General features: G+C 45.6%; 20 protein-coding genes and 1 pseudogene. 9 read left to right on the top strand and 12 right to left on the bottom strand.

Features of this window, described 5'->3' with window-relative positions:
- Window positions 1–199 precede the first annotated feature (199 nt).
- Window positions 200–1,681 carry a hypothetical protein gene (locus ACX9GT_RS19090; RefSeq protein WP_473188233.1) on the top strand — a complete coding sequence of 494 codons (1,482 nt, stop codon included), beginning with the start codon at window positions 200–202 and terminating at the stop codon, window positions 1,679–1,681.
- 114 nt (window positions 1,682–1,795) lie between these two features.
- Window positions 1,796–3,235, top strand: a complete 1,440-nt coding sequence (locus tag ACX9GT_RS19085; RefSeq protein ID WP_473188232.1) for a toll/interleukin-1 receptor domain-containing protein — start codon at window positions 1,796–1,798, stop codon at window positions 3,233–3,235.
- A 106-nt stretch (window positions 3,236–3,341) separates the two neighbouring features.
- Here ACX9GT_RS19085 and ACX9GT_RS19080 read toward each other — a convergent pair whose 3' ends face one another.
- The 10 genes and pseudogenes from ACX9GT_RS19080 to ACX9GT_RS19035 all read right to left on the bottom strand — a co-directional run bounded on the left by ACX9GT_RS19080 (window position 3,342) and on the right by ACX9GT_RS19035 (window position 12,013).
- Window positions 3,342–4,394 (bottom strand): hypothetical protein, encoded by a 1,053-nt coding sequence (locus ACX9GT_RS19080; protein ID WP_473188231.1) that lies wholly within the window; start codon window positions 4,392–4,394, stop codon window positions 3,342–3,344.
- A 103-nt stretch (window positions 4,395–4,497) separates the two neighbouring features.
- Window positions 4,498–4,755 carry a hypothetical protein gene (locus ACX9GT_RS19075; RefSeq protein WP_473188230.1) on the bottom strand — a complete coding sequence of 86 codons (258 nt, stop codon included), beginning with the start codon at window positions 4,753–4,755 and terminating at the stop codon, window positions 4,498–4,500.
- A gap of 64 nt (window positions 4,756–4,819) precedes the next feature.
- On the bottom strand, window positions 4,820–5,287 hold the full coding sequence (locus tag ACX9GT_RS19070) for a DUF6392 family protein (RefSeq protein WP_473188229.1): 468 nt from the start codon (window positions 5,285–5,287) through the stop codon (window positions 4,820–4,822).
- On the bottom strand, window positions 5,284–6,990 hold the full coding sequence (locus tag ACX9GT_RS19065) for an S-type pyocin domain-containing protein (protein WP_473188228.1): 1,707 nt from the start codon (window positions 6,988–6,990) through the stop codon (window positions 5,284–5,286). The genes ACX9GT_RS19070 and ACX9GT_RS19065 overlap by 4 nt, the downstream gene beginning before the upstream one ends.
- Window positions 6,990–7,502 carry a hypothetical protein gene (locus ACX9GT_RS19060; protein ID WP_473188227.1) on the bottom strand — a complete coding sequence of 171 codons (513 nt, stop codon included), beginning with the start codon at window positions 7,500–7,502 and terminating at the stop codon, window positions 6,990–6,992. The genes ACX9GT_RS19065 and ACX9GT_RS19060 overlap by 1 nt, the downstream gene beginning before the upstream one ends.
- A gap of 165 nt (window positions 7,503–7,667) precedes the next feature.
- Window positions 7,668–7,871 (bottom strand): annotated as a pseudogene (locus ACX9GT_RS19055) (tyrosine-type recombinase/integrase); the annotation flags it as partial.
- Window positions 7,872–7,916: 45 nt separating this feature from the next.
- Window positions 7,917–9,134, bottom strand: coding sequence for an integrase domain-containing protein (locus tag ACX9GT_RS19050; RefSeq protein WP_473188226.1), 1,218 nt, complete (start codon window positions 9,132–9,134; stop codon window positions 7,917–7,919).
- A 283-nt stretch (window positions 9,135–9,417) separates the two neighbouring features.
- Window positions 9,418–10,386 carry a hypothetical protein gene (locus ACX9GT_RS19045; RefSeq protein ID WP_473188225.1) on the bottom strand — a complete coding sequence of 323 codons (969 nt, stop codon included), beginning with the start codon at window positions 10,384–10,386 and terminating at the stop codon, window positions 9,418–9,420.
- Window positions 10,364–11,413 carry a site-specific integrase gene (locus ACX9GT_RS19040; protein ID WP_473188224.1) on the bottom strand — a complete coding sequence of 350 codons (1,050 nt, stop codon included), beginning with the start codon at window positions 11,411–11,413 and terminating at the stop codon, window positions 10,364–10,366. Before ACX9GT_RS19040 ends, ACX9GT_RS19045 begins: the two co-directional genes overlap by 23 nt.
- Window positions 11,414–11,416: 3 nt before the next feature.
- Window positions 11,417–12,013, bottom strand: coding sequence for a phage repressor protein CI (locus tag ACX9GT_RS19035; protein ID WP_473188223.1), 597 nt, complete (start codon window positions 12,011–12,013; stop codon window positions 11,417–11,419).
- 116 nt (window positions 12,014–12,129) lie between these two features.
- On the opposite strand from ACX9GT_RS19035, the gene ACX9GT_RS19030 reads away from it, so the two are divergent.
- The 7 genes from ACX9GT_RS19030 (at window position 12,130) to ACX9GT_RS19000 (ending at window position 16,126) form a co-directional block, all read left to right on the top strand.
- Window positions 12,130–12,366 (top strand): Rha family transcriptional regulator, encoded by a 237-nt coding sequence (locus tag ACX9GT_RS19030; RefSeq protein WP_473188222.1) that lies wholly within the window; start codon window positions 12,130–12,132, stop codon window positions 12,364–12,366.
- 189 nt (window positions 12,367–12,555) lie between these two features.
- Entirely contained in the window at window positions 12,556–12,738 is a 183-nt protein-coding gene (locus ACX9GT_RS19025) for a phage filamentation protein Fil family protein (protein ID WP_473188221.1), read from the top strand.
- Between the two features lie 2 nt (window positions 12,739–12,740).
- Window positions 12,741–13,145 carry a hypothetical protein gene (locus ACX9GT_RS19020; RefSeq protein ID WP_473188220.1) on the top strand — a complete coding sequence of 135 codons (405 nt, stop codon included), beginning with the start codon at window positions 12,741–12,743 and terminating at the stop codon, window positions 13,143–13,145.
- A 10-nt stretch (window positions 13,146–13,155) separates the two neighbouring features.
- On the top strand, window positions 13,156–13,563 hold the full coding sequence (locus ACX9GT_RS19015) for a hypothetical protein (RefSeq protein ID WP_473188219.1): 408 nt from the start codon (window positions 13,156–13,158) through the stop codon (window positions 13,561–13,563).
- A gap of 76 nt (window positions 13,564–13,639) precedes the next feature.
- Entirely contained in the window at window positions 13,640–13,879 is a 240-nt protein-coding gene (locus ACX9GT_RS19010; protein WP_473188218.1) for a DUF2732 family protein, read from the top strand.
- Between the two features lie 13 nt (window positions 13,880–13,892).
- Window positions 13,893–14,072 carry a hypothetical protein gene (locus ACX9GT_RS19005; protein ID WP_473188217.1) on the top strand — a complete coding sequence of 60 codons (180 nt, stop codon included), beginning with the start codon at window positions 13,893–13,895 and terminating at the stop codon, window positions 14,070–14,072.
- Window positions 14,069–16,126 (top strand): replication endonuclease, encoded by a 2,058-nt coding sequence (locus ACX9GT_RS19000; protein WP_473188216.1) that lies wholly within the window; start codon window positions 14,069–14,071, stop codon window positions 16,124–16,126. The genes ACX9GT_RS19005 and ACX9GT_RS19000 overlap by 4 nt, the downstream gene beginning before the upstream one ends.
- A gap of 440 nt (window positions 16,127–16,566) precedes the next feature.
- On the opposite strand, the gene ACX9GT_RS18995 is transcribed toward ACX9GT_RS19000, so the two are convergent.
- Together ACX9GT_RS18995 and ACX9GT_RS18990 are read right to left on the bottom strand one after the other, a co-directional pair.
- The gene (locus ACX9GT_RS18995) at window positions 16,567–16,839 is read right to left on the bottom strand and encodes an Ogr/Delta-like zinc finger protein (RefSeq protein ID WP_473188215.1); all 273 of its coding nucleotides are present in this window, start codon (window positions 16,837–16,839) and stop codon (window positions 16,567–16,569) included.
- A gap of 50 nt (window positions 16,840–16,889) precedes the next feature.
- Complete coding sequence (locus ACX9GT_RS18990; protein WP_473191639.1) at window positions 16,890–17,861, bottom strand: phage portal protein; 972 nt, start codon at window positions 17,859–17,861, stop codon at window positions 16,890–16,892.
- Between the last annotated feature and the right edge of the window lie 9 nt (window positions 17,862–17,870).

Here is a 17,870-nt window from a genome sequence, read left to right as displayed (position 1 = left end):
CCCCCCTCTATAGCCATTATCCAGCATTAGCTATCATGAGGCTTAGCCTCTCTATCATTACCATCATTACCATCATTACCATCATTACCATCATAACTATCATCATTATTTTTTTTGCCTGCGTAATTACAACTGTAAATAAGTGGGGCTAGGTCATAGCCACATTGAACGATTAATCGCAGACTAAATAGGATAGTATATGAAAGCATATCTCACTAAGAATAATATTCTGGTGACAGAAGACACTCTCAAGGTATTTATGAAGCCTATATTCAGTATTCCTTTTGATGGGCCAAAACATTTACGGCGACCATTCTATGGTGATATAGCCCGATTCCTCGAACATCTTATTTGTTGTGCCACAGTCAGTCGGAATACCCGTAAAAGGGCACGTTTCAAAGGTAACAAAACGTGGACGTATTCTGTGCCCTTGCCGAAAGATCTCGGCAGAGAAAAGCTTCCTCATGTGTTTAAGAAAAATGGTGATTTACTGCATACTCGCGCTTTGGAGTTGATTGAGGACGCTGGGTTAATCAAGATCATCAAGCATATTCCCGAAAGTAAATGCAGGGAGTTTGCGGTATCTAAGCAGTTCCTGCGCGACTTATTCACCCGAGATCGTGCCAAGTATCTGCGCCGGACTGACCGCCTGACTTACCTAACAAACATCTTCAATAAACGTAAGTGCATGACCTTCGATGAATTAATCGGGCAGGCGATCAACCGTGGCAGCACAGTGGCTCACCACTGGTCTAAACGTGATATCCCGAACGAACCATTCAGAAACCTCTTGAAAGCCGTGTGGGGCAATCTGGAGCCATTACACATCAATCTTGATGAGTTGCGGCAATACGTGGACACTCACCACTCAGCTAAAAATATGATGTTCTACCGCAATTTCCTGTCTCATTTGGCAGAGGTGGGCGTAGACCTGATCTCAGACAGGCCTTTGGTTGTTGCGTACCGGCAATCGTATAAAGCGGCCAAGATTGGTGGTCGATCGTTCGAAATCGGTTGTGGCTTCCAAAGCTTGCCCTCCAAGATGAAATGGGAGTGTCTAGCCCGTGGTTACAACTACGACATTAAAGGGTGCCAACTTGAGATCCTTCGCCATGAACTACAGTCGATTGGAGTTTCAGACAGCAACCTCCGGCTTCTTGATACAGAAGTGATATGCAAGAAATTAGGGGTAAAAGCATCGTTGGTTAAGCAATTCCGCTACGCTAGTGTGTTCAACTCTGGATATGTTAGCCTTTCCTTCAAAAGTGCGACCACCCGCTTGCTAACAAAGGAGTTTGGACGCTCTAAAGCCCAACGTATTCTCCTGCGCTGGCGCGAGCACCTAGAGCCACTTAAAGATGACCTGGCTAGATTGCTGGACGTTTATGAAGCTACGGCACGGAAAAACCGCTATGGGCGCTGTGTTACAAACGCTGTGGGCCAGACCTTTAACTGCACTTACAAATGCGTAGTGACGGGCAAACATTGGAAGCGTGATGTCATGCGCCGCAAGCTACTGGCTCATATGCTTCAAGGTCTGGAAAGCTTGGCGGTCTACGAGTTTGTACGCGATCATCCAGGGCTGATATGCGCGTTAGAGCACGATGGTTTTGTTTCTTACCGCTTGATCAATGAAAGTGATTGGCAGCATCCATTTTTGAAGATCGTGCTGAAGCACTAATAGCGAAATAGGAATACCATAAGCATCCTTTGTATTTTTAGATAATATAATGTGGAAAAATGGAAAACCCTGTAATATTATGAGATTATTATTTCTTGAGGAGAGATGAGATTAATGTGTTCGCCTAAATTGTTCATTTCGTATAGCTGGTCAAGTATTGCCCATGAACAATGGGTTTTAAATTTAGCTATAGAGCTAAGGGAGTCAGGAGTTGATGTTATTCTGGATAAATGGGAGTTGAAAGAGGGGCACGATACAATATCATTTATGGAGAAAATGGTTTCAGATTCTAGTATTAACAAAGTTGCTATTATATCAGATGAGTTTTATGTCGAAAAAGCAAATGGACGCTCTGGTGGTGTTGGAACCGAAACACAAATTATTTCTAAAGAAATATATGAGCAACAACAACAGGAAAAATTCGTCGCAATTTTGCCAGTAAAGGATCAAAATGGAAAGCCATATCTACCAATATATTATAGTTCTCGAATGTATATTGATTTAAGTGAGCCTGATAAATATTCTGAGAGTTTTGAAAAATTACTTCGATGGATATTTGATAAACCATTGTATATTAAACCTGAATTGGGGAAGATACCAAGCTTTCTTTCTGATGATTCTGGAGTTAGTTTAGGGACGACAGCTTTATATAAACGATGTATTGATGCATTAAAAAATGATAAGTCGTATGCATATGGAGTATTTGATGAATATTGCTCAACCTTTTCCTCTAATTTGGAACGTTTTAGAATATCAAGCTATGAAGGTGAATATGACGAAGCTCTGATTAACAATATTGATTTGTTTATACCTTATAGAAATGAGGTTATCCAATTACTTATATGTGTTGCACAATACTCTCATTCAGAACAGTTCTCGTTGAGAACTCACAGATTCCTTGAGAGTCTTATTGCTTATAAAAATAGACCAGAAAAAATCTCTAGATATAGGCAGTATGATTTTGATAATTTTAGGTTTATAATTCATGAGATATTTATTTATTGTATTGCTATTTTTATAAAATACGAAAGATTTTCATTCGTAAACATTTTATTAGAACAACAATACTTCATTGCAGAGAATGAGGTTTTAGAAAGGAATAAGCTCTCAAGTTTTGGAGTGTTCAGAGAAAATTTAGCCTCTCTTGAAAGGAGAAATCAGCGATTAGGGCTGCGTAGGCTATCTCTGAGAGCGGATTTGCTTAAAGAGCGATGTGCAGGTACTGGCCTTGAATTTAGGCATTTAATGCAAGCAGATTTTATTGCATTTATCAGGGCTGACCTTCAAGCTGAGAGCATGTATGATAGAGATTGGTGGCCTGAAACATTATTGTACCTAGGACATTTTGACAGCTCTTTTGAAGTATTTTCTAGATCTGTATCGAAAAAATACTTCGAAAAATCAAAGCTATTATTAGGCATTGATGGTAAAGAAGAAATTGAAGTTTTATTAAAAAGATACAACAGTGGGGAGTTGAAAGTTCCTAGATGGGATTTTGAAAGTTTTACTCCTAAAAAACTATTGAACTATGATTTGTTAGCGACAAAACCGTGATTATTATCTAAGCTAGAGTATCGATTTATAATCGATACTCTAGTTGCAGTAAAAAAATTATTTTATTAACCAAATCTAATTGGTGAGGTAATTACTTTATAACCCATTAAAAGAGTCGCTTAAGTCGCTGAATAAAGCTCAAACCTTCGTAGTTGACTGATTCTAAATATACTATCTGTTCTTCTAAGTTTTTATTTATTTCTTTCTCTTTATTTAATTCATTTAAAATTGAATCTTTTTCTATTTTTACGTGATCAATGACTTGCCTTAGTTTAGGCAAACTTTCTCTGAAAATTGATAAGTTCTCTTCAAGTGATTCTATTTTTAGATTATGAGATTTGTTTTTATTTACTTCATTTTCTAATTTATTTCTATAGTAAATTTTCTCAGTACTTATCTCGGAAATTTCTTTGTTTTTTGATAAAAGAATGGAGTTATGCTCCTTTAGCATTACAGGGTTGGACAAAACTTTCATATAAACAATATTTGAAAATTTATTTTGCAAAAAATAATAATATCTTTCCATGTCAGACTCATCAATATCAGTATTATTGATTTCGGATCTTAAGCGTAACTTGTCAGATAATGACACTTCAATTATAGGTATATTGTGATCTTGAAAGTCATTTATTTTTTCATAACTACATTTGTGAGTCACTTTAACTTCTATAGCAACTTTCCCTCCCCATTTCTTAGCCAGTTCTTCAGGTTTACTAAAAAATCCCATCAAGTCAGGATAATAAGTCGCTCCATTCTCAAATCTAATTTTTAAATCATCCTTTTTTATCTGATCAAATTCAATTTCATACAATGTGTTACCATCTTGGAATTTTATTACATTCATTTCTGAAAGAACTAAAATTGTAGTTTCATGAGAAAACAGATCAGAATCAGCATCTTGGGGCTCACTGAAGGCTATCGACTCTGATTTATATCGAAAAAAAGCTGTTTTTGATTTTTTAACAGGAGTTAATTCCGAGCGTTTGTTTTTATTAAGCTGTGTGCTCATAAAGGTTAATGTGGAAAACTCTTGAGGGTTTTCTTTTCTAATTTTTAGAGCTTCCCATATAAAAAACAATCTTTCTTTATCAATCTTCTCACTCCAAACGTACTCCTTATCTCCTTTATAAGCATAAGACCATATTTTTCTTCTTGCCATAGCCCCTCCCTAAATTTTCAGCATGTACCCCACAGTTATAAAATAAAGTATATGTGGGGTAATTGTTATTAGACTATCCTAAAATTAACTCTTGACTATCTGATTAAATATCCTTAAGAAGATCATCAAATATGCCATTGTGATGTAAATATTCAATCCAGACAAGTTCAGGATTTATATCATTATACCCCCTGTCTTTATACATTTTCTCACAAATAGATTTAGGTACGCTCATTACAGCAGCATTATCTCGAATGTGCTCAACTTCATCTTGAGTGAGTAAAGTGCCTTTTTTGTCTTGCGCATTAATGAGTATCGCAATCAATGATGGCATAAAAACAAAACCCATTTCTTCTTCCATAACTCATCCAATGTTATTTTTCATATCCCAAAAGGATTTTGTCTATTTCCTTTTGGGAGTTAATTTACCAACGTAACTCTGAGGTAGGCATAAACGTGATGGACTTCACATGTTCCGTAAGATCATAAGACACCTGCATAGTTATTGGGATGTGGAAATCTTCAAGGGCATAAAGCTCCGTCCAGCCTAAAGCTCGCCTCATAACAATTTCAGGTGGAGCACTACGCATGGGGGAACCAAAATTCTCATGCATCCACTGTCGTGACATATTTTTCTGTAAAGGTGATGGTAGTTTGTTAGGTAACTCCCAATTTTTAACCTTGTCATTCTGAATCTTTATTGTCATTTCTTTAAGAATTCGACCATCACGTTTAAATGACAAGAAGACACCTTCTTTTGCCATATCAAGAAACACAAAAGGCTCACCAGAAGACGATTTCGGCTCTGTTTTATAGGGGATTAGCCCGATATCAAGTATATCTTTGTAGGCTTTACCTAAGCTACGTATCAGCGCTTCCACATTTACTGTCATTTGTACAACCCCATTCCACTGTTCAGTTCGTGCATTTTCGCCCTTGCAGCCTCTATCTGAGCTTCGGTAGCGCCATGCTCTTTTAACGCTGGTTTGATGACGTCCAGATTACGATCCACCGCAGATCGCAGATCTCGTGAGTCCAGCTCAACTTGCTCTGCACTATTGCGTCCACCATAGGTTTCACTGATTTTCTGATGTACTTCCTTCGGGATCACAATGGCGGCTACATCCTGTGATAGCTCCTCCAATGTAGTCTCATCAAGCTTTGGATTCATTCTCCTAAAATGAGCTTTAACCGCTGCCTTGGAAGGCATATGGTCAGCCTCATATTTCCCCTGCCGCGATCGGCGTTCAAAGTCGCTGTACAACTCCACATCCAAAAACTCTACCGGTGGCTTACTCAAGTAGATATAGACAGGTGGCATATCCGGGATTGGCAATATCAGGATATAATCCCTAAAACTCCTCTCTTCCGGGGCTGGGTAAACCTCGATATCACTTCCCACTTTTTCCGGTATCGGCAACACCGTAATCGTTGTAGGCAGATACGGCTCGTCTTGATTACCGGTGTGTGAAGGAACCTCCAGATCCAGCTTCGCCGGGTTCCAGTAGATGGTAATCGCATCGGGGCCGTCTGTGGTGAACTCATAGTTCCCAGTGTAGCTGTTGAACGTCATCTCACGCACTGGCACCTGATCTAACCCGCTGTCCTCGCTGGTATGATACCCCTTTGGCATCAGACGACCATTACCCGCATCTTCCCAGGCAAAACGTACTCGCGTCGGGGCGGTGCCTTTCGCACTGGCGATCTGCGACAGACGCATCTTGTCGATAAAATCCTGTTCACCTTCATTCAGCTTGCCCGGCATCATACCAACCAATGCGGCTGCTACTGGCGCACCCACACTCGCTGTCGCAACTTCACCAAAGGCCGTCACTGCACGAATAGCCCAACTGCCCTGCGTTACAAACCGACCACCAAGCCACTCCAGCGCCGCCGAACCGGACGGGAACACTTTGCTGGCAGGAACCGCTACTGTAGCCGCAACAGGGACCACATCATCACCTTCACCAAATAGCCAAGTATACCAGCCCGGTTTTGCTTTCTTCGCCACCTCTGGCGCTACGGGCGCGGGTTTTGCGAGTTTCGCCGCCTGTGCGTGTTGTTCCGGTTCGGGAAGCGGCACCGACCGGAAATAGCCTACTGGCGCAAAGTTGGTATGTGGCTCCTGCTGCTCTCCTGCATCGGTGCATCCCTCACCACGTTCACAAGATTTGGCAAACACCCGGTTACGCTCACGCGCTTCTGCCTGCTGCTGTTCCTCTGCGGCCTTTCGTTCGACCAGCAACGCGGCCTGCTTTTCCTGTGCCACTTTTTCAGGCGAAGGTCCCGCTCCCAGCCAGCTATTGACCGGGGCAATAATGCGGTTGCTGCCATCCGGGCAACCACAGATAACCTTGCAACGGTCTACTGCCGTGTTAATCCCCATGTAAGAACGCCGGGCGTGGGCACTCTCAACAACCCGCCCGGTTTTTCCACATTTCGGGCAGGGTGTGGTCTGGTCGCCCAACCTGATGACGCCAAAACCAAGAATATTCACCTGACTCAAGGGGATCGAAGAGATAAGGCGTGCGCCCGTCGTCGTTTTATCACAACTCAGCGCCTGCCCCAGCCCATCGATATTAGGACGATAGGCCATCATTCTCCCTCAGACACACGCAGAAAATCCTCCGGCATCGGCACACCGGCCCGACCGATCAGGACTGAAATATTCTGGGGGGTACTGATGATTTTATCCCCGTTATCCAGCACGCTTCCAACCAGCGCAATCCCTCTGCCATCCATGCTACACAGACTACCGGCACTGCTGACGATTCGAGCGCTTGTTCCGTCAGGATAAGAAACCGTACAGCCCTCCGTCAGTACACTCACCCATTGACCATTATCGAGACGAATTTTGTGGCCCAGATCCGGGGCCGGTTCGAATTCGTCACCGACACCGCCGCGATGTGTCAGGCACCCGGCCACGGCCAGCCGATAAATCGCTATAGGTGGGTGCTCTCGACAGTAAGCTTCTTGTTGGTGAACATGAGCGCGGGCATCTTCATGGAAAGTAGCTAATTGCTCATCGGTAAAGGCAGGCTTATCAATTCCAGATAGCAGCTCTGGCGTAGTATTATTGGTGTACAGGGCTGGTGCAGTGTCTTGCATGCTGATTATCCTTAATCAATTAACGAGAATAAGGTAATAGCATAAACACTGAGAGCGAACAATCCCACAGGAAAACTGATGGATGGCAGGTGTTAACACTATGTCGTCAATCACATTATTGAGCACTGACGACACATCAATCAAGAGTAAGCTTGGCTCATACAATCACTTTTGCTCAGTCAACGTATCGAGATAATCCGCCCATTTTTGCAGCCAAACTTTACACTCAGCCTCGTAGCGGTAAAGATCGTAGGTGCCCTCAATACCCTTACGGGAATGGCCTAAAACGGCTTCTGCGACCTCACTGGGGCATCCAAGACGTGCTAAGCCAGTGCGCACGGTTCGGCGTAGGTCGTACTGTGTCCAGTGGGAGAAAACTACCGGCAAGTACATCAGTGACACTTTGAACAGCAGTCACAATCTGAAGCTGATTTTTGATGAGCATTCCACAAACTCCCCCCACCAGTCCATCATTTCGCGCCGTTGTTCTAAATAGGTAGCCCTGTTGTATGCCCGTCTAACTTCATTGCTATCAATGTGGGCGAGGGCAGCTTCAATCACATCAGGCGGAAAGCCTTGTTCGTTTAATGCTGTTGATGCGATCGAACGGAATCCGTGTGCCACCAGGCGACCTGCAAAACCAACTCGTTTAATCGCTGCATTAACCGTCTGGCTGTTCATTGGTTTAGTGTGCGGTGATTTCATACTTGGGAATACATGTTCTCTATGCCCACTAATCGGTTCCATTACTTTCAAAATTGCTAACGCCTGTGGTGAGAGAGGAATTGCGTGTTCACGCTTCATCTTCATCCGTGAGGCAGGGATAGTCCAAAGCGCGTTTTCAACGTTTATCTCATCCCATGACGCTTCTGCTGCCTCTGCAGGGCGTGTCATGGTTAACAGTTGCCACTGTAGCAAGCAGTATGTCTGACGTTCGATATTGACACCTTGAAGTGCAGACATTAATTCTGGCAACTGTTCTGGGCGTAGTGCTGGGAGATTCTTTACAACTGGATTCTCAAATGCAGCAGTAATTTTTGCCGCTGGGTTGGCATCAACAAAACCGACGTTAACAGCGTAGTACATGATTTCGTTGATGCGCTGGGCTACTCGCTTAACTGACTCTAACTTACCTTGTGCCTTTAGCGGCTCAAGAGCGGTGATAAAGTGACGTGCTTTCAGTTCAGTGATTGCTATGTTGCCAACGGAAGGGAGGACGTGTAGTTCGAGAGAGCGCCAAATGTCTTTTAGGGTGTTTTCTTGCAGGTTTGATTTAGATTTTACTTTGAACCAATCAGTGGCGATTTTTTCGAAAGTATTGTTCTTTTCTTCTAAGCGACGCTGTTCTTCTGCTTGTTTGTATTCGTGAGGGTCGATCCCTTTAGCTATCAACTCTCTGGCGTTTTCTCTTTTTTGGCGGGCTTCTGCAAGGCTGACGGTGGGATAACTACCAAAACTTATCAATGCTCTTTTTTTCGTGATGGGGCGGTAGTAGTTAAATCGCCATATCTTAGAACCGGATGGTTTTATCAGAAGGTACAGGCCGTTGCCGTCTTGTAAGGTGAACTCTGTGTCAGTGGGCTTGGTCGTTTTGATTTTTGTATCAGTCAGTGGCGTAGTTGTACGCGCCATAGTTATACACCTTTTAGTTATATACTGTGCGTATAACTAATTATATAACTAAAAGCAGTGCTTGTCAGCGATTACAAATGAGTCTAAATGACCATAAAAAAAGCCTTCAGCGTTGATTCTGAAGGCTTTTTTACACTTAGGTACTCGTTACTACTTAAGAATTTGGTGGAGCTGGGGGGATTTGAACCCCCGTCCGAAATTACTACATTCTATTTTACGATAGGGAAATCAGTGTTTTATGTTTTAAATCAATTGGTTGGTGTGCGTCCCTGAACATTGGTTATCATCGCTTTTCATCCTTTGTCGCCACTTTGCCGCCACCTTTGATATACTGGTCTACAGGGCAGGTTTCGCTTATAGGATAAAATTCTGGGAAAATATAGTCATCACTATTAATATATGTAATTATATGATCCATATCCTCTGGTGATGAATATAGGAAGTCATAATTTACATCCAAGAAACTATAGAGGTTGATTATTGTTTTTCTTATTCCTTTAATCATTTCCTTTATTTCATTTTCGGATGAAAAACTTGTTTGAAATGATTCTTCCGTTTCCAAGTCTGATACTTTGAAAATATGTCCATCGCCATCATAATTTAAACTAAGGCTGTTGATGATCATTAGTATTCTAATATACAATGATTGGGCGTATTCTAAGCGCTCTGCTGAGTTTTTGCTTGTATACGCATTGGATATTACATCATTTAATTTTATGTATCTACTGTGTATAGTCTCAATGAAATTTATATTGACTTTAGGGTTGTATCCATCTTTAATGTTTGATTTGTTAAATATCTTCTTATATAAAGGATACGGATACTTTATTGATATTTCTTTTTTTTCACCATTGACTCTTGATATTTTAAAGCTTGGTATTGACGTGATTGCTTCTGTTACTGATTTAACATGTGCGTGGTAAGAATCAGGTTTGTTTTTTTCTTCAAGTAATGCTATCTGTTTTTGAGAGTTTTCAATTTGTCTTTGAGTATGTGCTATTTGTTTTTCTGTTTGAATTGTCCTGTGAATATGCGCAACAATAGCTACTAGAGGAACCGATAAGGAAAGAAACAAAAAAGGAAGTTTGCTTATGGCCATGAATTTATCATAAGACTCTTTGCTAAATTCGATGTTATAATCTTTCCATACGAATGCTCCTAAAGTAAAAAAGCCTAGGCATGGTATAGCCATTGCACACCAGAATAAATACTGTCTTGCTAGGTTTTTATCATTTAGCAAAAATCTCTTCATCTTTTTTATTCCAATTTAGATTGGCTAATGGATTCTTTGTGATAGCATCTTCTAAATGCGTTGGTGCAAAATGGGCATATCGCATAGTCTGTTTTATATCTGTATGGCCAAGAATATCACGCAAGACTAATATATTGCCGCCTTTCATCATGAAGTGACTTGCAAAAGTATGCCGTAAAACGTGTGTGGCTTGCCCCTTGGGTAGTTCAATACCAGCCCTTTTAAGTGCTCGTTCAAATGTCTTACGGCAAGGAGTAAATAGATCACCGCGATTCTTCGGTATCGCATCGTAAAGTTCTGGAGTAATAGGAACAGTGCGATTTTTTTTACCTTTAGTTTTTGTAAACGTGATTCGATACTTTGTGACCTGGTAGCCTTGCAACCCTTCGGCCTCACCCCAGCGTGCCCCTGTTGATAAGCATATTCTTGCAACCATAACCAAATGAGGATTAGTAGATTCTGCGCAAGCATCAAGTAGTCGCTTAATTTCCAGTGACTCCAAAAATGCTAACTCGCTGTCATCAATTTTGAACATGGGAAGCCCCGTCATTGGGTTTGGTGCATCCCAATGGCCTAGCTTTTTCAACGTGCTGAATACTGCGGATAGATTCATTTGCTCTAGATTTACCGTTCTGGGCATGACTTTTGCCAATGTCTTACCCTCTCTATCAACTATCTCGCCATTTAGCCGCTTTTCCCTATAGATAGAAAAATCAGTTGCTGTTAGTTCACTTGCTATAGGGTTGCCTAAACCATCGCTGATTATTTGTAACTTGGCCAGCATCCGTTTAGGATCTGCCAATGTCTGACCATGCAAAGAATTCCATAGTGTTACCAGTTCAGATAGTTTGCGCTTATCTGCTTTTTCACCTAACCAAGGTTTATTATTAACCTCGCTCATGGTGAAGTTTTCAAAAGCTAGTGCTTCACCTTTGGTGGCAAACTGTTTTCTTACTCGCTTGCCTTCTCTCCCGCTTGGGTAACACTCGCAAATCCACTTGCCAGTCGGCAATTTTCTGACAGTCATGCCTTAGCCCTTGGCAATAGTTAATTCAACACGACCTGTTAGCTTTATTTCATCAATTGAACAATCAAAAGAAATATCGTCACCGGTCACTCGTACTTTCCCTGCTGGAATTCGTGTTAGTTTTTTAATACTGGCGGTATCTTCGATCTCAATCAGCCATAACCCGTCAGTTAGAGTTTGCGTATCCAGTTCAACAATATGTGATATATCCCCGTCAAGTACGACGCGAGGGTTATTAATTTCATTTGGTAATAATGCCTTATCGAACATTATGAAATTCGATGGATGAAGCTTGCCGTGGATAAGTTTCAGGCGGTCGATAGCGACTAAATCGCTACTCTGATCCAAATAAATTGGGCCTTCACCAGTCGTCAACCAGCGCAGAGATACGCCAGTTTCCAAGGCACAATCAATTATCCAATCAGCCGGGAAAGTATCTCTCACATAGCGGTTAGCAAGAGTGCTTTTGGAAACACCAAGGCGATCACACAAAGCCTGTCTAGTGGAGAAGCCATAAGCTTCAACCAGCCTTTCGATAGCCATTTTTCCGCCAGATGATAGATCTACCCTGGTCGCATTTGGGGACTTCACTGTTGACATATCTCCTTTGGGGTCTTAACATTCGCCAAGTTCCACATTGGGAACATTTTGAATTTTATTGTATACAGATGGGAACTTTCGTTAACCGATGGGAACCCCAAGGGAGATATTGCCTTATGAGTACTCAAATTTCAATCCGAATTCCCCGCGCTGTAGTCAGCCCAACAGAGTTTGCCGAACTGGAAGGCATCAAGCGCCGCACTGTCTATTCATGGTGCGGGAAAGGATTGTTACCTATCGAACCAAAGAAAACAGCCCGATGCCCGACCAAAATTTATTACCTGAAATACAAACAGGGCCAGACTTTGCAGGCATTGGGACATTCCGACTTTCAGATCGTTGTTGGTGTGTGAGTAGCCTACTTGATGCCAAGGTGATTACTAATGTTTGACTTTGTGAACTCCATACATTCACACCTTTATTACGTATGTCACCGCTTTACCTTGGCCCAATTGCGTTTCCAATCTACGCCCATGCTGGCGGTGGCTGCTGATGTGTTCAACACCTGCGTCCCGGCATTGGGAATACGTTGAGGTAACTATATGCAAGTCTTTGCGCAATACCTGAAACAACAATCACCTGCACCGCAGTTAGCCAACTATGGCCACGGATGGATTGAGCTACCAAACGGCCAGCGCTGGCAACCTCTTCTAGGGGATTCTGTACACGGTAAACAAGCGAAACGCCGCCCCTGGTGGTGCCGTTTAGTGGGATTGAGGGGGTAACGATGGCCAATCATGAGCACTGGTTAAAAGTCATTCGTGAGCAGGTTGGGGAAGGTCACTCAACAGCCGGGAATTACTGGAACAGTCTTTCTGTTGAATGGCGTGGGGTTGTTCTCCATGCCGCCTCTATCAACCAGCTTACGCCGCTGAAAAATGAGTTGTGCCACTACGCCTGGAACGAATTAACCGAAGCCCAGATGCGCCAACTACGCCGGGGTATTCAAAAGGCAAAAAACATCTTTGCGGGGTTCGGTTCGCTGCGCGAAGCGGATTTTCGCAAGGCCAATGCAAACAGTGGCACCCGGCCCCCGAGGGCCAGAGGTTTTCACGCCGGGCCGGAAATGGTCATTGCCAGGGATTTGGTTGCACGTCTGGCTAGTCAAGATTCATCAAATTCAAATCATTAAGGATCACACTTTGAAAACTATCATGGTAGAGAAACGCGGCTTACTGGAAGATTTTGCCGCGTGGGGCGTTGCACCGAATTATGCCCGCTTTTTCCTGACAAAGTGCCGGGAGTTTAACGGCCTCATCGCTCTAGAGCCTTTTGTGTTTAATGACTCCATGCACCTGACCAATCCACACCAGTGGTTCGCCGCCAATACCGCATTCTGGTGCCGTGCTTATCGCGAGGCCGAGAGCAGTAAGGAGCAGGCGGAAACGTTGGCCTCTATCCGCGCCATTCTCTTTGTTGCCGGGATGCTGGGCCAAGGCAGTATTACTGCGCTGATCCTCCAGTGGTGGCAGGCAACGTTTGATCTCCACGGCTTGCCCGCCCCTAACCATATCACTGCTGAAAAACCGCACGCCAAGCGTTTCCACTAATACCCATATAACCCGAACGCTCACGGCTTCCACTTGGTAGCCGGGGATTTCTTTTGCCTGAATCGGAGTAAACGCCATGCCAGCCATCGGCCAAAACATGACTCACCGTGCTGCCGCAGCGTCGTTTGAGTACGCCCTTAATCAAGCCCGTCGCGAAGCCCAGGCGGATGCCGCCATAAAGTTTTCTGGTCACCTGGATCGCCTGGCCACGGATGTGTCCACCAAAGAGTTATCCGCCGTGGAGATTGTGGAACTGTTGCGCCAGGACGCCGAGAACTGGAAAAACCAGGGGTTGGCGTGCCCTGGGGGCTGCTGATTGGAGAAATGAGATGGCAGTGACAACCGACCAACTACACCAAGCCATTGCAGAGTGCTTGCGCCAGCGCCCGCAGGGGCAGCGCGTGGTGTTTGAAAGCCACTTTATTGAACCCTTATGCCGTGAGCTTTTAGCAAGGCGTGAGGCTGATGCCCGTGTGTTATCTCAAACGGATGTTGAGGGGATGGGGTGATTCAACCAGCAACCACAGAAAAAAACGGTGATTATTACGCTGCCCAACGTTGGCAGCGTGAACAGTTTGCCCCTGGCGCACCGGATGAGATCAGCATCACCGAGCGCCAGTTATGGCACCTGGACAACACCGATCACGCGTGGCGCAGCCAGTATTTGGGCGGAATGCCGGATTACCTGGCGGGCTATTTTGGTCGCCGCTACGAGCAACTTTTCAAAAAAGGTGAGGCGGGCCGACGCCGTGCCAATGCATTTTTGCGCACTACGGTGGGCGAAAATATATTGCCGCGTCTACAGCACGTTACCGCGCAATATCAAACCCGCTTCCATACGGCGGGTTTTCTGCCTTTCCCCTTCAATGACGACCTGGCGCGTTTGCCTACCCTGGGCCGTGATGAACTGCGAAATCTCTCCCACCGCGTGGCGGATTTTATGACAGCCAGCTTTGCCGACTATATCGATCGCAATTACACCGAGCAGGCCAGTGATAACCAAGAGATTGCCCAGCGTGCCTATGCTGCGTATCACAACCTGGCGGGGCTATGCCAGGAAGTGGGCACCGAGCCGCCTTACTGGCAGGCATTCCAGAGCCGCCGTGGTATTTCGGTGCGACAACGGGAATCAGGGCTGTTGCGCATGATGGCCCCGGAGTGGTGGCGCGGGCGGTTGAAGCGTCGCCGTGATCTGATCCGTGAACATATGGCCATTGCCGTGGGCCAGGTACAAAAGGCGGCATCTCCTTATGTCAGCCGTGCCACCCTGGGCGAATGGATAGAGCAGAAGAAGCGTAACCGCGAATTTTTCAAAGCGTTTGAACTGGAAAACGAGGACGGCGATCGGGTATCGCTGGCCGAGATGGTGAACGGCAGCAATGCCAATCCTGCAATAAGGCGGTGTGAACTGATGGTAAGAATGCGCGGTTTTGAAGATTTGGCCAAGGAAATGGGCTGTGTGGGGGATTTTTACACGATAACGGCCCCGTCAAAATACCATGCTGTACATAGCAGTGGCGGCTTTGTGTCGCAGTGGAACGGCGCAAGCCCACGGCAAACACAACAGTATTTGTGCGGCGTGTGGGCCAAGGTGCGGGCGGCGATCTCCCGTGCCGGTATTCATGTTTTCGGCTTCCGCGTGGTGGAGCCGCATCACGATGGCACCCCGCATTGGCACCTGCTGTTATTTATGCTGCCGCAAGACGTTGATCAGGTGCGTGATATTCTTTGCTATTACGCCCGCCAGGAGGATCCCGAAGAACTCCAGAGCGCCAAGGCGTTGAAAGCCCGTTTTCATGTTGAGCCTATCGATCCGGCTAAAGGCAGTGCAACGGGGTACATTGCAAAGTATATCTCGAAGAACATCGATGGCTTTGCGCTGGAGGGGGAAACAGACGACGAAACGGGCGAGAGCGTGAAGAACATGGCCAAGGCGGTGAACGCCTGGGCCAGCCGCTGGCGTATCCGGCAATTTCAGCAGATTGGTGGCGCACCGGTCACCGTTTGGCGGGAACTGCGCCGCCTGCCAGGGGAAGGGCAAATCCTGCCCGATAAGGATATGGATAACGTGCGTTTTGCCGCTGATGTGGGCAACTGGTCTGCTTATACCGAGTTCCAGGGCGGGCCATTGGTGGAACGGAAAAACCTGACCGTGCGCCTGGCGTATGAAATCACCGAGCAGGGCAATCAGTACGCTGAGGACGTGCAGCGGATCACCGGTATTTATTCACCACGTTTGGGTGAAGCGTCAGCGGTATGTACCCGGTTGGTGAAATGGGCGATTGTGCCGAAGTTGGCCGAAAGCGCAGCGCAGGCCGGTTTACCTGGCGGCACCGCCGCCGCTTGGAGTTCTGTCAATAACTGTACGCCAGCCGACTGGCGACGATTATCGAGGGAGTTACAGCGCCGTGGCTTTGCGGGTGATGAGTATGAAATGTCAATACTGGCCCGTGGCAGTGCCCTGGTAATTTACGGCGAACGCCGGTTAAAGCTCCGCAATGGACGCCTGGAGGAAGTCGGGCACGATCCGGCGTGTGAATTGTGGCCGGGTTGGAATTTTTAACGTCTAAGTTGCTAATTTTGGAGAGAATTATGTATACTGTATTTATAATCAGTACCTGGGCTGATTAAGCGTCAATAATAATAAAGAGGGGGGAATTTTGCCGGATTTTTTCTTTGAATCACTGGCTATACAGCGTATTGAGTTAGTGGCGCGACTCGTCGCGAACGAACGTTGCAGCAGCGACGATCGGACGTTGGCGTTATCTTGGATTTCTGAAATGACCACTACACTGGCGGCAGATGTTGAGCGACAGATAAAAAAATGCCCAATAACAGAATGATACTCTTCGGTTAGGCGCATTATATGAATATAAATTCATTTCTTATGCTTTAAAAAATAATCACGGGATCTGGCTTACAGCCCTGTTTGCTCTCGTCAAAAGCCCAAATTATCGGGCTTTTGTTCATTGATGGACTCGTCCCCGAAATAGAGGCGTTAACTCAGGCAGCGGAAGCGGCCCCTTGCAGTAAATCCAACATGATTTGCCGTTGTTTCGGGTTCATCCCTTCAACAACCGTTTTCAATAACGTATCCCCTGTTTTGGCGCTGGGGCTAAGGGTATGCGAAAACGTCACATTCATCACAAAGGTGTGACCACACTCCACGTCAGTACAGGCGCAATATAAATCAGCAATCTGCCGGTGCTTACGGGCGGTCTTTCTGATGATCGCATTAGCGCCGCATTCCGTGCATAGAACTTTCATCACGCGCATGTTTCTGGCTCCAAAAGTGGAAAACTTAGGGGATTTTAACGTTTCCCAGGTCATAGCGCACTTGTTCGAGGCGATTCTATTGCAAAATCAAGGTGTAAGTGGGCTGGCACGTCCGGGTCACCGTTAACGGCATCCATAATCATGCGCTGTACCGGGATCACTTCATCCTGGCGGTAAGTTTCCCGCGCTTTGCCAGGGTCGCCCAGGCCCGCCGTATTGCCCGGAATAATCCCAGCCAGGCCAGCAGGGAACCGGTGCGCCGCCAAAATATCTTGAGCGCTGATGTTTTTCACGTTGGCGAACTCGTCTTTTGCGCTAATGTCACCTATCGGAATAAATTTAATCCCGTCCGGGTCACCTTTGGGGATGTTCACAAACAGCGTGCTGAAATTGCCGATCCCCTTGCTGTGCTCCAGGCTTTGGATGATGTCATCTTCTACCTCCGTGCTTAAATTTGGGTCGTTGGTATAAATGATGCCGCCCGTGTGTGCGCCGTTGTGATAGTAGCGGCGGCGAAATATGGTGGCTTCACTGTTCAGCAAGGCGGAATGGATACCGCCAATATAGTCGGGCAGGCCGTAAACCTGTTGTTGCGGATCGTACATGCGCAAAAAAATCACGTCCTCCGGGGGGAACACCAGCGGTTCCCCCTTTTGCAGTACCACAAAGGCATCATCCTTGCGAATCCGGGTATAGAGTGATGGCAGCGGGGCCAGGGCAATGACTTCTCCCCACCCGTTACGCACCTTGGCAATCGCCAGATCGCCAAAGGTGAGATAGTCGAATACGCCGCCTTTTAATGCCTGGTGTGACAGCCCACCCCCCTGGTAATCCGCGCAAACCATATTATGCCGGGCATAGAGCACGCCACCGTGCTGGCCGTTCATATTGACCAACTGCGCCAGTGCCAGGCGGTCAATGGGTTGCGTGTAGTGATCTGTATCGTTGTCGTACCAGATTTCGCGGTAGTCTGTGCCGGTGGTCAATACCGGTTCTGGCTTGCCGAGGCGGGCAATACTCATTTTGCGCGC

The sequence above is a fragment of the Serratia sp. YWN4 genome (assembly GCF_055790845.1).
The sequence above is the reverse complement of the archived record's forward strand: the minus strand, read 5'-3'. Positions and strand labels throughout refer to the sequence as shown.